Origin of the sequence: Sulfitobacter albidus, from assembly GCF_018200035.1 — a bacterium.
In the GTDB taxonomy this organism is placed as follows: Bacteria; Pseudomonadota; Alphaproteobacteria; order Rhodobacterales; family Rhodobacteraceae; genus Sulfitobacter; species Sulfitobacter albidus.
The window spans coordinates 1460578-1478285 of sequence record NZ_CP073581.1 but is presented as its reverse complement, the minus strand read 5'-3'; the positions used below and the strand labels follow the sequence as shown (position 1 = coordinate 1478285).

Below are 17708 nucleotides of genomic sequence, written 5' to 3'. Positions count from 1 at the left end.
GACCCGGCGCTAGGTGCGAGAGAACGCACACACGCAGGAAGCCCTCATGTCCGACACCAGCCCCATCCTTTTGTGGTTTCGCCGCGATCTGCGGCTTTCCGACCATCCGGCCCTCGATGCCGCGTGCAAAAGCGGTCGGCCCGTCATCCCGGTGTTCATCCGCGATGATCTGGTCGACGGGCTGGGGGCTGCGCCGAAATTCCGGCTGGGTCTGGGGATCGAACATTTTGGCGGCAGCCTTGCCGACAAGGGCAGCCGCCTGATCCTGCGCCAAGGCGATGCGCTGGAGACCCTGCAAGAGCTGATTGCGCAAACCGGGGCAGGGGCCGTCTATTGGACCCGCGCCTATGACCCCGACAGCACCGCGCGCGACACTAGGATCAAACAGGCCCTCAAGGACGCAGAGATCGACGCGCGCTCCTTCGGCGGGCATCTGATGTTTGAGCCGTGGACGGTCGAGACCAAGACCGGCGGATTTTACAAGGTCTACACGCCCTTCTGGAAAGCGGTGAAGGACCGCGATGTGGACGCACCGCTGAGCGCGCCCGGCACGATCCCCGCGCCCGACAGCTGGCCCGACAGCGACGCCATCGCCGATTGGCGGATGGACGCGGCGATGGATCGGGGGGCGCAGATCGTGCGCCCGTTCGTGCAGCTGGGCGAGGGGGCCGCGCAATCGCGGCTCGGTGCGTTTCTGGCGCACAAGGTCGCCGAGTATGACACGACCCGCGATCTGCCCGGCGTCGATGGCACCTCCTGCCTCAGCGAAAACCTCGCGCTTGGCGAGATCAGCCCGCACCAGTGCTGGCACGCGGGCATGCGCGCGCTCAACGAGGGCAAGAGCGGGGCAGAGACGTTCCTCAAGGAGTTGGTCTGGCGTGAGTTCGCCTATCATCTGCTGCACCACACCCCGCGCATCGCCACCTCCAATTGGCGCGAGGAATGGGAGGCCTTCCCCTGGAACGAGGACGAGCGACTGGCCGAGGTCAAGGCGTGGAAACAGGGGCGCACCGGCATTCCCTTCGTCGATGCCGCCCTGCGTGAGATGTACGTGACGGGCCGCATGCACAACCGCGGCCGCATGATCGTGGCCAGCTATTTGACCAAACACCTGCTGTGCCATTGGAAGATCGGCATGCGCTGGTTCGAGGACTGCTTGATCGACTGGGATCCGGCCAGCAACGCGATGGGCTGGCAGTGGTCGGCAGGCTCCGGCCCCGATGCGACACCCTATTTTCGGGTGTTCAACCCCGAAACCCAGCTGGATAAATTTGACAAGAACCGCGACTACGCCGGGCGCTGGATCGCCGAAGGGCGCGCCAACCCGCACGATGATGCACTTGCCTATTTCGACGCGATCCCCCGGCAGTGGGGCATGTCGGCGGACGACGCCTATCCCGATCCGATCGTGAAACCCGGTGACGGGCGCAAACGCGCGCTCGAAGCCTATGAAAACCGAAACTTTTAACGGTTCCACCCGTGGCTCTGTCAGGCTACATTTACAGGCAACACCGCGACGGGGAGTGCGCATGATCTTGACGACAACCGAGGGGCAGAAAAATCTGCCCCGCTATTTTGGCCGCGTCTTTGGCATGGCCCGCGATCTGCGCCACGGGCGCGTGGATTTTGTGCTGCCCGACGGGCGCCGTTTCCGCGCCGAAGGCTCCAAACCCGGCCCCGTGGCCGAGTTGCATGTGCACAGCGACGATCTGTTTGCCCGCCTCATCCGTGAGGGGGATCTGGGATTTTGTGACGCCTATCTCGATGGCGACTGGAGCACGCCGGATTTGCAGGCGTTCATGGATTTCATCCATCACGACAACGAAGAGATCTACGACGGCTTTCCGGGCATGGGCCTCGTGCGCCGGTTCGAGCAGCTGCGCTTCTGGCTGCAACGCAATTCGAAAGCGCAGGCGCGCAAGAACATCAGCTATCACTACGATCTGGGCAATGATTTCTACGGCCTCTGGCTGGACGAGACGATGACCTATTCCAGTGCGATCTTTGACGATCCGCAGATGAGCATGGAAGCCGCGCAGACCGAGAAATACAAAAGCATGGTCGATCAGATGGGCGTGGCGCCCGGCGATCATGTGCTGGAGATCGGTTGCGGCTGGGGTGGCTTTGCCGAATACGCGGCCAAAGAGCGCGGATTGCAGGTCACCTGCCTGACCATCAGCGAGGAGCAGTTTAAGTATGCGGTGGAGCGCATTGAAAAAGCAGGTCTTTCCGACAAGGTGACGTTCAAGCTGCAGGACTACCGCGACGAGACGGGCAGCTATGACGGCATCGCCAGTATCGAGATGTTCGAGGCGGTCGGCGAGAAATACTGGCCTGCCTATTTCCAGACGCTTTACGACCGGCTCAAACCCGGCAAGCAGGCGACGCTGCAGATCATCACCGTGGCCGATCGCCGCTGGCAGGTCTACAAACGCGGCGTCGATTTCATCCAGAAATACATCTTCCCCGGCGGCATGCTGCCCAGCCCCTCGGCGCTGCGCGCGCAAGTGGAAAAGGCAGGGCTTGGCGTCGAGAAATCCATCGAGTTCGGCAAAAGCTACGATCTGACGCTGCGCCGCTGGCACGAGACCTTCAACGAGAAATGGGATCAGGTGGCGGCCCTGGGCTTTGATGAGCGGTTCCGGCGGATGTGGAATTTTTACCTCACTTCCTGCGCGGCGACTTTTGACAGTGGAAATTGCGACGTTACGCAGATTACGGTGCGCAAGCCGGGCTGATGTGTTCGGCGCCACCGTCGGAGCCCGCCCCATGCCCACCGCCGCAAGCCTCGTCGCCGCGATCTGCCTCGCGATCCTTGGCTATGTCCTGTCGGATCTGATCCGACCGTTGATGCCCGAGGGCACGGATTTTGGCCTGTTCAACTACGTGAACGCGTTGATCGGCGCCTGCGTGGGCTGGGTCGTGATGGGCAAACGCGCCGGGCGCGGGCTGGTCAATGCGATCAACAACGGGCTGACGGGCACGGCGGTTCTCTTCATCTGGGGGCTGGGGGTGCATTCGGCCTACGAGATGTTCCGCCTTGCGATGCGCAACCGCTACGATGGCGCGATGGAGGCGCTGACCGCGATCTTCATCATCGCGTCCGAATTCGGTCTGATGATCGCGACCGTGCCGGTGATCGGTACGGCTGTGGTGGGCGGGACGCTCACCGGGATCCTGACCGACGAGGCCAAGAAACGCTGGCGGTGAGCGCGCGATGACAACGCTTTTCTTCTACGGGACGTTGCGGCACCTGCCGCTACTGGAAATCGTGCTGGGCCGCAGGGTGGATCCCGGCGACGTGACGCCTGCCACGCTGCCCCGGCACGCCGCACGCGGGGTCGCCGAAGGGCCGTTCCCGACACTGATTGTCGAAGAGGGCAGTCGGGCGCGGGGCCTGCGGGTGCAGAACCTCACAGAGCAGGACATCGCGCGGCTCGATTTCTACGAGGGCGGGTTCGACTATGATCTGGTAGATGTCACCCTGACGGGCGGGCTGGGTGCGCGGGTCTATGTCTCGCCGCCGGGGATCTGGACACCGACCGACCCGTGGGATCTGGACGATTGGGTCGCACGCTGGGCCGAGATGAGCTGCCATGCCGCGCGCGAGGTGATGGGCTATTTTGGGCAGCGCGACCGCGCTCAGATCGCCGCGCGCTTTGGCCAGATCCGCACACGGGCGTGGTCAAAGGTGCTGGCGGGCGCACAGGCGCCGCGACAGGGCACGCTGAAGGGCCGGGTGGACGTGGCCGACAGCCGACGCCCCTACCTCGGCTTTTTCGGTGTCGAGGAAGCGGACCTGAGGCACAGCCTTTTTGGCGGCGGAATGTCGGCGCAGGTCGAACGCTCCTGGCTGGTGGGTGCGGACGCGGCGATCGTGCTGCCTTACGATCCCGCGCGCGACAGGGTGATGGTCGTCGAGCAGATGCGCGTGGGGCCACTGGGGCGCGGCGACGCGGAGCTGTGGCAGCTCGAACCCATCGCCGGGCGCATCGATCCGGGCGAGACCCCGCAAGAGGCCGCGCACCGCGAGGCGCAGGAGGAGGCGGGCCTGAGCCTGCGCGCGCTTGAACCGGTGGCCGAATGCTATGCCAGCCCCGGCACGACGACGGATTTCTTTCACATCTTCGTGGGGCTTGCCGATCTGCCCGACGACGCGACGGGCATCGGTGGCCATCTGGCCGAGCAGGAGGATATCCGCTCTCATATCATGGGTTTCCCGGATTTTCTGGCAATGGCGGAACGGCGCGCGACGGCCAATGCGCCGCTGACCCTGCTGGCCTATTGGCTCGCGCATCACCGTACACGGTTGAGGTCCGCCCAAGGCGTGGCTAGATAAGGGCAGTCAATAGAAAGGCCCTTGTCATGCACGTCAGCCCCGATCTCGAACATGCGGTGGGCAACACGCCCCTGATCAAGCTGCGCGCGGCCAGTGAGGCCACCGGTTGCGACATCTACGGCAAGGCGGAGTTCATGAACCCCGGCCAGTCGGTCAAGGACCGCGCGGCGCTGTTCATCATCCGCGATGCCATCGCGCGTGGCGATCTCAAGCCCGGTGGCACGATTGTCGAGGGCACGGCCGGAAACACCGGGATCGGTCTGGCGCTGGTCGGCGCCTCGATGGGGTTCAAGACCGTGATCGTCATCCCCGAAACGCAGTCGGACGAGAAAAAGCAGATGCTGCGCCTTGCGGGCGCGGAGTTGGTCGAAGTGCCTGCCGCGCCCTACAGCAACCCCAACAACTACATCCGCTATTCCGAACGGCTGGCCAAGACCCTTGCGCGCAGTTCCAACGAGGGCGTGATCTGGGCCAATCAGTTCGACAATACCGCCAACCGGCAGGCCCATATCGAGACGACGGCACCCGAAGTGTGGGAGCAGACAGGCGGCAAGCTGGACGGGTTCGTCTGCGCCATCGGCACGGGCGGCACGCTGGCGGGCATGGGCATGGCGCTGCAGCCGCGCGGCGTGAAGGTCGCGCTCGCCGATCCCGGCGGCTCTGGCATGACCAAGATCTATACCGGCGAGGATCCGGGCGGCAATTCCATCACCGAAGGCATCGGGCAGGGCCGCGTGACCAAGAATCTCGAAGGGTTTACGCCCGACGCCGTCTACCGCATCCCCGACGAAGAAGCCTTGCCGATCGTCTTCGATCTGCTGGCCGATGAAGGGCTGTGTCTGGGCGGCTCCAGCGGTGTGAACGTGGGCGGTGCCATGCGCATGGCGCGCGAGATGGGGCCGGGCCATACCATCGTGACGATCCTGTGCGACTACGGCACGCGCTACCAGTCCAAGCTGTTCAACCCCGCGTTTTTGCGCGAAAAGGGGCTGCCGGTGCCCGATTTTCTGGACCGTGCCGCGGCGGATATCCCGAGCGTTTTCGAGGACGTATGAGCCTGGCCCGCGGGATGCTTTTGCGCGCGCTTGTTACGCTGACAGGTCTTTGGCTGCTGTGCGCCGCCGCCGTGTCGGCGCAGGATCTGCCCGGCGTGGATATGGAGGCGTGGCGCAGCCTTGCCAGCGAGGCCGAGGCGGCAGTGGACGAAGAGGACACCACCGACGCGCAATTGGAAAGCCTGCGCGGTGATCTTGTCGCCTACCGCGAACAATTCAACGCGGCCCGCGGCGTCAACTCTGAGCGGATCGAGAGCCTGCGCGAACAGATCGCGGCCCTTGAGCAACCCGCCGACGGCAGCGCTGGCGGCAGTGTCACCGACGCCCTTGCCGGTGCGGCAGGATCCGATCCCGCCCCCGCCGAAGAGGAACCGGCCCCTCCCGAGGAAGCCACAAACGGCCAGCAAAACGAAATCGCCGCCCAGCGCGCCGATCTTGAAGAGCAGCTTGCCACGCTGACCGCGCCGGTGCGCGTGGCAGACGCGGCCTATTCGCGGGCAGACGGGCTGATCGGGGAGATCGACCGCGTGTTGCGGACCCGCCAGACCGAAGCGTTGCTTGAAGTTGTGGAAAGCCCGCTCAACCCCGTGCATTGGCCCACGGCGCTCGGTGCGCTGTCTGCGGCGACGGACGGGCTGTGGCGCGCGGATAGCGGCACGCAGTCAGATCAGCGCGCGCGCACGCTGCGCAACAATCTCCCCGTGATCCTGCTGAGCGCGCTGATCGGGCTGATCCTGATCGTGCGCGGGCGCGTCTGGGCCAAGCTGATGGTGGGTCGTCTGCGCAACAGCCATACGCGGTGGGCCGGTGTACGGCGGTTTGTGATCTCGCTTTTGCGGATCGCGTTGCCGTTGGTGGGTCTGTGGATGTTGACCTTTGCCGCACGCCAGACGGGCCATCTGGGCATGCGCGGCACAGAGCTTGCACAATTGCTGCCGATCCTTGGCGGGATGATGCTGGGTTTCCGTTGGGTCGCCGAGCAGGTGTTCTCGCGCGATGAGGACGATGCCCTCATTGCCTTGTCGAAAGGCGACCGGGCCGGCATGCGCTATCTGGTGGGGGCGATTACGCTGCTGCTGATCGCCAACACGGTGCTGCGCACCCTGCTTGAGCTTGACGATGCGGGCACGGCGGCGCGCACGGTGATCTCGTTTCCCTTCACGGTACTGATTGCCTATTGTGTTTTCCGGCTGGGCCGCCTGCTGCGCCGCTACGGGTCAGAGATCGTCGAGGAAGAGGATGCCGAGATCACGCGCGCCAGCACGCTGGGCCGGGTGGTGCGCAGCCTTGGCACCGGCGCGCTTGTCGTCGCTGTCGTCTCGCCCGTGCTTCAGGCGGCGGGCTACGCGAACGCCGCGGAATACCTTCTGTATCCCTTTGTGACGTCTTTGGTAGTGTTGGGGCTGGTGCTGGCGCTGCAACGCTTTACCGCGGATCTGTACGGGGCGATCACAGGGCAGGGCGAGGCGGCGCGCGACACGCTGCTGCCGATCCTTTTCGGCATGATCCTGTTGATGCTCGCAGCACCCGTGCTGGCGCTGATCTGGGGCGCGCGCGTGTCGGATCTGACCGAGATCTGGGCCGCGTTCCAGCGTGGTTTTGCCGTGGGCTCCACCCGGATTTCGCCCACGGATTTCCTGACCTTCGCGCTGATCTTTACCGCGGGCTACCTGTTGACCCGGCTCGCCCAGGGGGCGCTGAAAACCAATGTGCTGCCCAAGACGCGCATCGACAAGGGCGGGCAGAACGCCATCGTTTCGGGGCTGGGGTATGTCGGGATATTTCTGGCAGCACTTCTGGCGATCACCGGCGCAGGGATCGATCTGAGCAGCCTCGCCATCCTTGCGGGTGCCTTGTCGGTCGGCATCGGCTTTGGCCTGCAGAACATCGTATCGAATTTCGTCTCTGGCATCATCCTGCTGATCGAGCGCCCGATTTCAGAGGGTGACTGGATCGAGGTCTCCGGCGGGCAGATGGGCTATGTGCGCGACATCTCCGTGCGCTCCACCCGGATCGAGACGTTCGACGGCACCGACGTGATCGTCCCCAACGCCGATCTGGTCAGCGGGACGGTGACGAATTTCACCCGGGGCAACACGCTGGGCCGGGTGATTATCCCGGTCGGGGTGGCCTATGGCACCGATAGCAAACGGGTGGAGACGATCCTCAAGGAAATCGCCGATGCCCAGCCCATGGCCGTTACCCAGCCTCCGCCTACCGTGCTGTTCGTGAATTTCGGCGCCGACGCCCTGGAATTCGAGATCCGCATGTTCCTGCGCGACGTGAACTGGATGATGGCGGTAAAGAGCGACGTGAACCACGAGATCGCCAAACGCTTTGACGAGGAGGGGATCGAGATACCCTTTGCCCAGCGCGATGTCTGGCTGCGCAATCCCGAAGTCCTCAAGCTCGACGACCGGGGCCGTGACGGCGATCTGCCCCGCGCACAGGACGCGCGGGACGACGCCGCGCGCCCGATGGAGGGCGATACATGACCGCGATGCTGTTTCGCGACGATCCCTACCAGCGCGACGCCGACGCGCGGGTGACAACGCTCACCCCCGAAGGGGGATCGTGCTGGACCGGACAGTGTTTTACCCGAAGGGCGGCGGCCAGCCGGGCGATAGCGGCTGGATCAGCTGGGACACGCACCGCATGCCCATCGCCACCGCCGTGCCGGGCGAGGGTGGGGCAATCGTGCTTGTCCCCGCCGAACCCGCGCCCTTGCCGCCCGAGGGGGCGCACCTGCGCCAGGAACTCGACTGGGACCGCCGTCACCGCCACATGCGCGTCCACACGGCGCTGCATCTTTTGTCCGTGGCGATCCCCTTTGGCGTGACGGGTGGGGCGATTTCTGCCACCCATGGACGGCTGGATTTCGATATGCCCGACGCGCCGCAGGACCGTGACGCCATCGAGGCGGCGTTGAATGCCTACATCGAGGCGGACCACCGCGTCAGCGACGGCTGGATCACCGAGGCCGAACTCGACGCCGCGCCGCAACTGGTCAAGACGATGGCCGTCAAGCCCCCCGCGGGCGGGGTGACATTCGCCTCGTGCGGATCGGTGAAGAGGACAACTGGATCGATCTTCAACCCTGCGGCGGCACGCATGTGGCACGCACCGGGGAAATCGGACGCCTGCGCCTGGGCAAGATCGAGAAGAAAGGCCGCGCCAATCGCCGGATCTACGTGCATCTGGAAAGCTAGCCGCGCGGTGACATTTCGCGCTTGCATCGGGTCAAACCCCTTTGCTAAAGACGCGGCACGGACAGGTGGCCGAGTGGTCGAAGGCGCACGCCTGGAAAGTGTGTAGGCGGGAGACCGTCTCCAGGGTTCGAATCCCTGTCTGTCCGCCACTTTTTCTTCTACTGGTCAGCCCCACCATTCGAGCTGCTGCGCGGCCCGCAGATCGGTTTTCAAAAAGCCTTCATCCGTTGATTGCACATAGTCAATCGGTGCATCCGTGTGGGAAAATGCGGTGGATAATTCCGCAACCAGTGCGGCTTGGCTCACTGACTGCAATTGTGTGAGAATTTTCCGCGCGGGGTATTCGGTGGTGTCGCCGCGTAGCGCGGGCTCGATGGCTTGTCTGCGGGCGATGCGACGCTCAAGCGTAGGTCGGTCGGCCACGAGGATGGTGATCCGCATCGGGATCTGGCAGCGGGTCAGGCGGCGGAAAACAGGATCCGATTGCAGCGGGTCGGGCGCGTCGCCCGTGCCCAGATCGGCGGGGCGCAGCAGGTTGTAGTGGATGAAGGTGTGCCGCCGCATTCGGCGTTGCCATCCGGGCTGGATTTCGTAGGCAAAGCAGACGTCACCCATCAACCCCGGGCGCTGACGCTTGCGCATCCGCGCGATCAGGGTCGATTTACCGGCGCTGGAGACGCCCGCGATCAGATGCACAAAGGGCGCGTCGGTCATGTCTTTCCCCGGTGGCGGATCAGCAGGTCGGTCATTGCGCGTCTTTGGGTGGGCGTGGTCCATCCACGGCCCAGAAGATCGACGGTGTCGACCACGTCCCCTTGAGTTAGCGCGCTTGCGGGATTGACAAGGGATCGCCAGCTGACCTGAAAGAACATATCGAATGTGGCGCGTGCGACGGCCTCCCGGCGGGCAGGCGCCAGACGCGCGATCGTGCGCGCCCGGACGCGCATGCGGTCCGTCAGCCGTTCGAGCTCTGAAAAGCCGTAGGTCGCCGACCCTGCGTGGCTGCGATACTGGGCGAGCGGGGCAGGCGCGCTCCATACCGGGCCAAGGGCCGCCAGCCTGGCCCACATATCCACGTCAAATACGAAGGGGAAGCCGGGTGAAAACCCCCCGACTGCCTCATAAGCGCTGCGGCGCACGATAATCGAGGGAAACGTCATCCATGAATAAAGCGCAAGCGCTTCGAGAAGATCCGCGCGCACGCCCGCCGCGCGGGTTTCGGCGGGCCACTGTCCGCTCACGGCGCCGGTTTCGCCGATGAACTGCCAGCCGGAAAAGGCGGCAACGCGTGTTTCATCCTGCTGCAAAGGACCCAGCAACGCGTCGTAGAAGCCCGGCAGGATCCTGTCGTCCTGATGCACGAAGTGCACAAAGTCGCCGCGCGCAATGTCCAGACACTGATTGTGATTGCCAATCAGGCCAAGGTTTTGCGGATTGCGGTGAAACTGCACGCGCGGGGCGTAGTCTTGGACAATCTCCTGCGCACCGCCATCGGGGGACGCATCGTCGACCACCACGATCTCGGCCAAGTCCCCACCCGGATCCTGCTGCAGGATGCTGTCAATGCAGCCACGCAGCCAGCCTGCGTTCTTGACGTTGTAGACGGGAATCATGATCGACAGGGTGCAGCGGGTCTGCGCCCGTGCCCGCGGCGCCACGCGCGGGGGCGTGTCGGCAAGCTGTTGTGTGCCCAGTGGCCAGCATTGCTGTCTGTCCTGACTTGTTTCAGGCGGACGTTCGAGGGCTGTGACCAGATCACGCGCCCAGACCTGCGCGGCGGCACCGGCAAGCAAGCGGTGGCAGCGTTGTTCGATCAACGGACCGGGGGGTGCCGTCTGGCACAGCTGTGCGAGGGCCGCGCGCGCCACGTCGCCGGGGGTCTCCTGCGCGGGAGGTGGCTCAAGCGCCAGAAGGTCAAGGGCACGGGCCGCGTCAAAGGCTGGTCCGGCGGCCTGCACTTGGCCCTCTTTCGCCAGAACGCGCCCCAGCAGATCGTGCAGGTGACCGTGCCCCGGCTCCTGCCGGATGGTGTCGCGCAACAAGGTGATTGCCTCATCGGTGCGACCCATCCGGTGCAGGACGTCCGCCTGCGCGTGGGCAGGCAAAGCCGGATCCGCGTGGCAGGGCACTGCCCGCGCAAAAAGCCGTTCCGCCGTGGCGAGGTCACCTGCATCGCGCGCCTGCGTGGCGCAGACCATCAGATACACGGGCTGCGCGGGGGCCAGTTGCAGGGCCGCGCGCGCGTGCGTTTCGGCGCGCCGGACGGCGCCCTTTGCGCGCAAAGCCTTTGAAAGTGCAAAATGATAGGCGGCAACGCCCGATTGCAGCTCTATCGCGCGTTCAAAACAATGGATTGCCGCGGCGGGCATCGCTTTTGCCGCAAGGATGTTGCCATTGATGAAGTGCAGCTCCGCCTGATCGGGGTCGAGGGCAAGGGCCGCCTGAACCGCCGCGCGGGCCTTGTTTGGACGGCCCAGCTTCAACAGGGTTTCCGCGAGGGTGCGATGGTAGGCGCACACTTCGGGCGTCAGATGGATCGCCCGGCGCAGGGATTTGAGAGCTTCGCGAAATCGCTGAAGGGCGATCAGCCGTTTTGCCAGCGCAAACCAGTAGCCCGATTTCTGCGGATCCAGCACGGTGGCCCTGCGCGCGGCGTCCCGCGCGGCGGTAAGATGGCCCAGGGAGGCCAGATGATCGCTCCGCTCTAGGTGCCAGGCCGCAATTTTTGGCGGGAAGGCGGATGGGCCCGCATCGGCTGCGCGCTGCTGCCATGCGCGTCGCCACCCCGCGCGGAGCGTGTCAAAACCCGCGATGCTTGTGTCGGGATCACCCTCTTGCAAGAGGGACCAAAGCTCTTTGACGGCGGCCGGCAAAGGTGTGTCTTGCAGGTCGCTGACATGGGTGCGGTGGCGTGGCGACAAATAGGCGTCAATGTTGTGTGCGCCGAGCCAATGATCCACCGCCAGCGTCTCGCCACATTGCGCGAGGGCCGGGCCGAGCGTGCCGCGCCAGTCGGGCAAAAGATCATCGTAGAATACAAACGCGCGGGGTAGACCACGGGACGCGTGTTCGGCCTCCAGCGTGTAGGTTTCCCACAGCAAGAGCGCATGGTCGCGGTCCATCCCGTTGCGCCGGGCCAGCGATTGCGCCACCTCCAGCGGGTGCCTGCACGCGATCAGACAGACGGGGGCGGCGCCCGTGCCCTCCAGTGCCTCCCGCCACAGCGGCAGGGTGCGCGACAGGCGGGGATCCTTGACGACGCCCGCGCGCAAACCGGGAAGGGCAATCTGCATCACGCGCAACGCTTCGGCGCGATCCGCGGCAAGGGAGGGTGTCTTCGCCCATGCCAGCTCCAGTGGCTTTGGGTCTGACCAATGCCGGTCCTGGCCGTTCAGCAACAGATCGTTGAAAGAAACCACATCGCGGGACTCCCAATAACCGGTCTCGTTGAACTCGTTTTGTGGGATAAGGTTTCCCGGTGTGCGAAGCCCGGTCAGATTGAGCGTGCGCGCCAGCGCGGAGGTGCCGGAGCGGTGCATCCCGACAACGAACGTCAACCGCCGCGCGAAAGGAATACCGCGCGTCATGGACCGAAGATCGGGCAAACGGCGGCATGAACCGCAGGGCGCGAGATGAAGGTGGCGTGCAGGGTCAAACGAATATCTGGTCTGGGTCTAGATTGAGGGACAAATTTATTTAAGTTATTCCCGAGACCTAGATCGAAACCGGTGAGGTCAAATATAAACTAAGACATACATTTCAGATTTATTCAAAAAAACCCGCCGTTCATTGATGGGCATGGTCCGCGCGCAAACTGTTCAATGCCGGGGGGCTGACATCTAGTGGATGTGCACATGCCTAAACGGAAAACGCCCGCCGGGATGCGGCGGGCGTTTGGGTACGCGTTGTGCTGTTGCGCTTACCGGCCCCAGGTGCGGACCGTGCCACAATCCATGTGCACGAAATTGGAGCCGGAGTAGCGCCCGACGCCGCCACCACGGCAGGCGGCTGCCGCCTTGGCCATCTGGGCCGTTGATCGCGAGCTGAGCCGCAAATCGGCTGCCTGGCCGCGCATGTGCAGGGAATTCTTGGCCACACCACGCGAGCGGGAGCGCAGCATCGCGTTGGTCTTGGGGCTGCGGTAGCCGGAGAGGAGCATGTAGGGCTCGTTCGCATCCATCAGGTTGTGCGCTGCGGCCATGATATCGACGTTGCGCAGATCCATCTTGTAGACGTCGTTCGTGCGCCAGTCGCGCATGAAGTAGTTTACCTCTTTCACGGCGTCGCGGATGTATTTGCCCTCGATCCAGTAGATCATGTCAATCCGCTCACCCGTGCGGCCCGAATACATCTGGATGCGGCGAATATCGCCCGCGCCGCGCAGGAATCCTGCGGCGTTGGCGTATGTCGGTGCTGCTGTGACTGCCGTTGCTGCAAACGCGCCGCCGATAAAGCTGCGGCGCGACAAACCTGTCGTGCTGGTGCCTGTCATAACTCTGTCCCGTTTTCTGCCCAATGCGTGAGCGTGCCTGTAGAAGTTGCCAATGCGCCCATGATGTTACATGGATCTTATTTTCATCTCCCCAGATGCTCGGTTTTTATGGCATAGGGGGAAAAATGAACCAAGGCATGAATCGGAATGGTTCCACCTGCGGGGAATTTTAGGCAATTTTTTGCGCATCTGCCGCGATGGGGCACCCAGCGCCAAGGCAATACGGTGATTTTTCGGCATCTTTTCGGGATCATTCGTCGATCTGGTGTGTTTGTGATTGGACATGTCTGACGACCCGTGCAGGAATCGTCATGCTGCATTGGGGAAAAAGGGGATCTGCCGTGCTGATTTTTAGACAGTCATTCGGGCTTCGCCGTGGCGCGATGATCGCCGCGCTGCTTGGCTCGGTGCTTTTGACAGCGCCGCAGGAGGTGTCAGCGCAGGTCACCGCTTTCAAACAAGCGGTCGCGGAAAGTGGCGCACGTGATGAGGCCATCGCGGGGTTTTACCGCGGCCAGAATTTTGGTGCTGTCTGGACCGGACCGGACGATACGCATATGGCGCGCCGGGCGGCGTTGCTCGATGCATTGCGCCGTGCGGGCGATCACGGTTTGCCGGTCGCGCGCTACGATGCCGACGGGCTTGAGACACGAATGCGCGCCGCGCGGACGCCCCGGGATCTGGGCAAGCTTGAAGTTGAGATGATGCAAAGCTTTCTGCGCTACGCGCGGGACATCGGCAGCGGGGCGTTGACGCCGGGCCGCGTGGTCAGCGCCATCAAGCGCGAAGTCGAATACACACCGCAGGATCAATTGATCGCGGGGTTCCTGCGGGCGCGGCCCGCCGCCTTCCTGCGCGATCTCGCGCCGCGCACCGTGGAATACAGCGCGCTGATGAAGCAAAAGATGTTGCTGACCGAACAGATGCGCAACGGCGGCTGGGGACGGCCCGTTGGCGCCGCGTCGATCAAACCGGGTGCGACCGGCGGTCAAGTGATTGCGCTGCGCAACCGTCTGATGAAGATGGGGTATCTCAAACGCTCCAACGCGCGCAGCTACGACGGTGCGATGATCGCCGCAGTCACGGCCTTTCAGGAAGCACACGGGCTTGAGGCCGATGGCGTTGCGGGCGAAAGCACGATCACCCAGATCAACACCCCGATTTCCACCCGCCTGAAATCCATCATTGTTGCGATGGAGCGCGAGCGTTGGCTCAACAAGAAGCGCGGCGAGCGGCACATCCTTGTCAACATCCCCGACTTCACAGCCAAGATCGTGGATAATGGCCAGATCACCTTCCAGACACGCTCTGTCGTCGGCGCCAATCGCGACGATCGCCCGACACCGGAATTCTCGGATGTGATGACCCATATGGTCATCAATCCCAGCTGGTACGTGCCGCGCTCGATCATCGTGGGGGAATATCTGCCCGCGCTCAAACGCAACCCCAATGCCGTCGGACACATCCAGATCACCGACAGCCGGGGCAGGGTGGTCAGCCGCAACCGCAGCTTTGCGGGCTATACCGCGCGCAACTTCCCGTTTTCAATGCGCCAGCCGCCCAGTCGGTCGAACGCGCTGGGACTGGTGAAGTTCATGTTCCCCAACAAATACAATATCTACCTGCATGACACGCCCGCCAAATCCCTGTTCAGCCGCGAAGTGCGCGCGTTCAGCCACGGCTGCGTGCGCCTGAATGATCCGTTCGATTTTGGCTACGCATTGCTGGCCAAGCAGGAAACCGACCCCAAGGCGTTCTTTCAGTCGAAACTGCGGACCGGGGCGGAATCGCGGGTGAACCTTGAGACACCCGTGCCTGTGCACATCATCTACCGCACCGCCTACACGGACGCGCGGGGCAATCTGAACTTCCGCGGGGACGTCTACGGGCGCGATGCGCGGATCTGGGCCGCGCTGCAAAAGGCGGGGGTGGCACTGCCCGGCGTTCGCGGGTAAATCTGCGCGCAACCTTGAGGATTGCGCGCATGAGCCATTCAATTCACGACATCGCTGTGGCGCTGGGGGCTGAAGCCTTTGGCGCCACAGATATTTTGATCTCCCGCGCGGCGGAGCCCGCGACGGCCGACCCCGATGATCTCGCTCTCGCGATGAACCCCAAATACGCCGAGAGCCTGTCACAGGGCCGCGCCCGCGCGGCGATGCTGTGGGACGGGGCCGACTGGGAGGCCATGGGGCTGGAGGCCGCGATCATCGCACCGCGCCCGCGCTACGCGATGTCCGGGCTGACGCGGATGCTGGATGCGGGGCAAGGGTTTGCGCCGGGGATCCACCCGTCGGCGGTGGTCGATCCTGGTGCGCATCTGGGCGCTGATGTCAGCGTCGGGCCGCTGGCGGTGATCATGGCGGGCGCACGCATCGGCGACGGCGCGATCATCGGGCCGCAGTGTTTTGTCGGCACGGACGCGACATTGGGGCAGGGGGCGTATCTGCGTGAGGCGGTCAGCATCGGTGCACGCGTCACCATCGGCGCGCGGTTCATCGCGCAGCCCGGCGCGCGGATCGGCGGCGACGGGTTCTCCTTTGTCACGGCAGAGCCTTCGGGCGTTGAAAGCGTGCGCAAGACCTTGGGCGATCAGGGCGAGGCAAAGGCACAGCCCTGGACGCGCATCCACAGCCTTGGCGCCGTGACCATCGGCGACGATGTCGAGATTGGGATGGGTGCGACCATCGATTGCGGCACGATCCGTGACACGGTGATCGGCGATGGCACAAAGCTCGATAATCAGGTGCATCTGGGCCATAACGTCGTGATCGGGCGCAATTCGCTAATCTGTGGGCAGGTCGGTATCGCCGGATCGGCGACGATTGGCGACAACGTCGTGCTGGCGGGTCAGTGCGGGGTGAACGACAACATCTTTGTGGGCGACGGCGTGATTGCCGGTGGCGGGACCAAGCTGATGTCGAATGTCCCTGCGGGTCGCACCATGCTGGGCTATCCCGCCACGCAGATGGACAAGCAGGTAGAGGCCTACAAGGCGCTGCGCCGGCTGCCGCGCCTCTTGCGTGATGTGGCCGCCCTCAAAGAGCTTTTGAAATCCGGCAAGGGGTCTTAAATACCCTTCCGAAAGGGTCAGGAGACGCGCCATGAACACGCAAGAGCAGGTCATCGCCATCATCGCCGAACAGGCCATGCTGGAGCCCGAGGACATCAATCTGACGGACACCCCCGAGGATCTGGGCATCGACAGTCTGGGGCTGGTCGAAAGCATCTTTGCCATCGAGGAAGCCTTCGACATCCAGATCCCCTTCAACGCCAACAACCCCAGCGAGTCGGATTTCGATATTTCTTCGGTCGCCACCATTGTCGCGGGGATCGAGCGGTTGCGCGCCGCGCAAGCATGAAGCGCGTCGTCATCACCGGGGCTGGCACGATCAACGCGTTGGGGCATTCGGTGCCCGCGACGCTTGAAGCGATGCGCGAGGGGCGCTGCGGGATCGGCCCGCTGGCCTTCCGCGATGTTGAGCGGTTACAGATCCAGATCGGCGGTCAGGTGCGCGGGTTCGAGGCCGAGGGACGGTATAACCGCCAGCAGATGTCGCTCTACGACCGGTTCACGCAATTCACCCTCGCCGCGGCGAAAGAGGCGATCGAACAGTCGGGGCTGATCTTTACCGGCGACCTTGCCGCGCGCTCCGGCGTTGTGCTGGGCACGGCGGGGGGCGGCGTCAGCACGTGGGACGACAATTACCGCGCCGTCTACGAGGAAGGCAAAAACCGTGTGCACCCCTTTGTGGTGCCCAAGCTGATGAACAACGCCGCCGCGAGCCACGTCAGCATGGAGTGGAACCTCAAAGGCCCGTCGTTCACGGTCTCGACGGCCTGTGCGTCGTCCAATCATGCGATGGCGCAGGCGTTTGCGATGGTCCGCTCGGGCATGGCGCCGGCGATGGTGACGGGCGGATCGGAATCGATGCTCTGCTTTGGCGGGGTAAAGGCGTGGGAGGGTCTGCGCGTGATGAGCCGTGACGCCTGCCGTCCGTTTTCCGCCAACCGCAACGGCATGGTGCAGGGCGAAGGGGCGGGGATCTTTGTGTTCGAGGAATACGAGCACGCCCGCGCCCGCAGTGCCGACATCCTCTGCGAAGTGGCGGGGTTCGCCATGTCGTCTGACGCCGCCGACATTGTGATGCCGTCCAAGAACGGCGCGGCGCGCGCCATTGCCGGGGCGCTGGCGGATGCGCGGATCGACGCGGAGGAGGTCGGCTATATCAACGCCCATGGGACCGGCACCGCTGCCAATGACAAGACGGAATGCGCCGCGGTGGCGGATGTGTTTGGCCCCCACGCCGACCGGCTGATGATAAGCTCGACCAAATCCATGCACGGGCATCTGATCGGCGGCACCGGCGCGGTCGAGCTTTTGGCTTGCATCATGGCGCTGCGCGACGGGATCATTGCGCCCACCATCGGCTATGAGGAACCGGACCCGGAATGCGCGCTCGACGTGGTGCCCAACGCGGCACGCGAGGCGCGCGTGTCGGTGGCGATGTCCAACGCCTTTGCCTTTGGCGGCATGAACGCGGTGGTTGCCCTGCGCGCGATCTGAAAAAGAAGGGGCCGCCCCCTGCGACGGGAGCGGCCCTGCGTCAATA

The 17708-nt window shown here is 64.1% G+C and carries 13 protein-coding genes, 1 tRNA gene and 1 pseudogene; 12 read left to right on the top strand and 3 right to left on the bottom strand.

Features of this window, described 5'->3' with window-relative positions; genetic code table 11:
- Positions 1-46 precede the first annotated feature (46 nt).
- From KDD17_RS07010 to KDD17_RS06975, 8 genes and pseudogenes are all read left to right on the top strand, one after another.
- Complete coding sequence (locus KDD17_RS07010) at positions 47-1468, top strand: cryptochrome/photolyase family protein (RefSeq protein ID WP_212705891.1); 1422 nt, start codon at positions 47-49, stop codon at positions 1466-1468.
- Between the two features lie 61 nt (positions 1469-1529).
- Complete coding sequence (locus tag KDD17_RS07005) at positions 1530-2738, top strand: SAM-dependent methyltransferase (protein ID WP_212705890.1); 1209 nt, start codon at positions 1530-1532, stop codon at positions 2736-2738.
- A 31-nt stretch (positions 2739-2769) separates the two neighbouring features.
- The gene (locus tag KDD17_RS07000; protein ID WP_212705889.1) at positions 2770-3210 is read left to right on the top strand and encodes a TrgA family protein; all 441 of its coding nucleotides are present in this window, start codon (positions 2770-2772) and stop codon (positions 3208-3210) included.
- 7 nt (positions 3211-3217) lie between these two features.
- Complete coding sequence (locus KDD17_RS06995; RefSeq protein ID WP_212705888.1) at positions 3218-4339, top strand: NUDIX domain-containing protein; 1122 nt, start codon at positions 3218-3220, stop codon at positions 4337-4339.
- Between the two features lie 26 nt (positions 4340-4365).
- The gene (locus KDD17_RS06990; protein ID WP_212705887.1) at positions 4366-5394 is read left to right on the top strand and encodes a cysteine synthase A; all 1029 of its coding nucleotides are present in this window, start codon (positions 4366-4368) and stop codon (positions 5392-5394) included.
- Positions 5391-7889 (top strand): DUF3772 domain-containing protein, encoded by a 2499-nt coding sequence (locus KDD17_RS06985; protein WP_254796920.1) that lies wholly within the window; start codon positions 5391-5393, stop codon positions 7887-7889. Before KDD17_RS06990 ends, KDD17_RS06985 begins: the two co-directional genes overlap by 4 nt.
- Positions 7886-8603, top strand: a pseudogene (locus KDD17_RS06980) (alanyl-tRNA editing protein). Before KDD17_RS06985 ends, KDD17_RS06980 begins: the two are co-directional and overlap by 4 nt.
- A gap of 59 nt (positions 8604-8662) precedes the next feature.
- Positions 8663-8752: transfer RNA gene (locus KDD17_RS06975), tRNA-Ser, on the top strand.
- A gap of 16 nt (positions 8753-8768) precedes the next feature.
- Here KDD17_RS06975 and KDD17_RS06970 read toward each other — a convergent pair.
- The 3 genes from KDD17_RS06970 to mepK form a co-directional block, all read right to left on the bottom strand.
- Positions 8769-9317 carry a hypothetical protein gene (locus KDD17_RS06970; protein ID WP_212705886.1) on the bottom strand — a complete coding sequence of 183 codons (549 nt, stop codon included), beginning with the start codon at positions 9315-9317 and terminating at the stop codon, positions 8769-8771.
- A complete protein-coding gene (locus tag KDD17_RS06965) occupies positions 9314-12190 on the bottom strand; it encodes a glycosyltransferase (RefSeq protein ID WP_212705885.1) in 2877 nt (958 codons plus the stop codon). Before KDD17_RS06965 ends, KDD17_RS06970 begins: the two co-directional genes overlap by 4 nt.
- A gap of 332 nt (positions 12191-12522) precedes the next feature.
- Positions 12523-13095, bottom strand: a complete 573-nt coding sequence (mepK, locus tag KDD17_RS06960; protein ID WP_212705884.1) for a peptidoglycan L,D-endopeptidase MepK — start codon at positions 13093-13095, stop codon at positions 12523-12525.
- Positions 13096-13478: 383 nt separating this feature from the next.
- On the opposite strand from mepK, the gene KDD17_RS06955 reads away from it, so the two are divergent.
- Genes KDD17_RS06955 through KDD17_RS06940 form a run of 4 tightly spaced genes read left to right on the top strand, consistent with a single transcriptional unit; the run spans position 13479 to position 17662 of the window.
- A complete protein-coding gene (locus KDD17_RS06955) occupies positions 13479-15050 on the top strand; it encodes a L,D-transpeptidase family protein (RefSeq protein ID WP_212706177.1) in 1572 nt (523 codons plus the stop codon).
- 29 nt (positions 15051-15079) lie between these two features.
- Positions 15080-16168: a UDP-3-O-(3-hydroxymyristoyl)glucosamine N-acyltransferase gene (gene lpxD / locus KDD17_RS06950; RefSeq protein ID WP_212705883.1), complete on the top strand. Its 1089-nt coding sequence runs from the start codon at positions 15080-15082 to the stop codon at positions 16166-16168.
- 31 nt (positions 16169-16199) lie between these two features.
- The gene (locus KDD17_RS06945) at positions 16200-16457 is read left to right on the top strand and encodes an acyl carrier protein (RefSeq protein WP_212705882.1); all 258 of its coding nucleotides are present in this window, start codon (positions 16200-16202) and stop codon (positions 16455-16457) included.
- The gene (locus KDD17_RS06940) at positions 16454-17662 is read left to right on the top strand and encodes a beta-ketoacyl-[acyl-carrier-protein] synthase family protein (protein ID WP_212705881.1); all 1209 of its coding nucleotides are present in this window, start codon (positions 16454-16456) and stop codon (positions 17660-17662) included. Before KDD17_RS06945 ends, KDD17_RS06940 begins: the two co-directional genes overlap by 4 nt.
- Positions 17663-17708 lie beyond the last annotated feature (46 nt).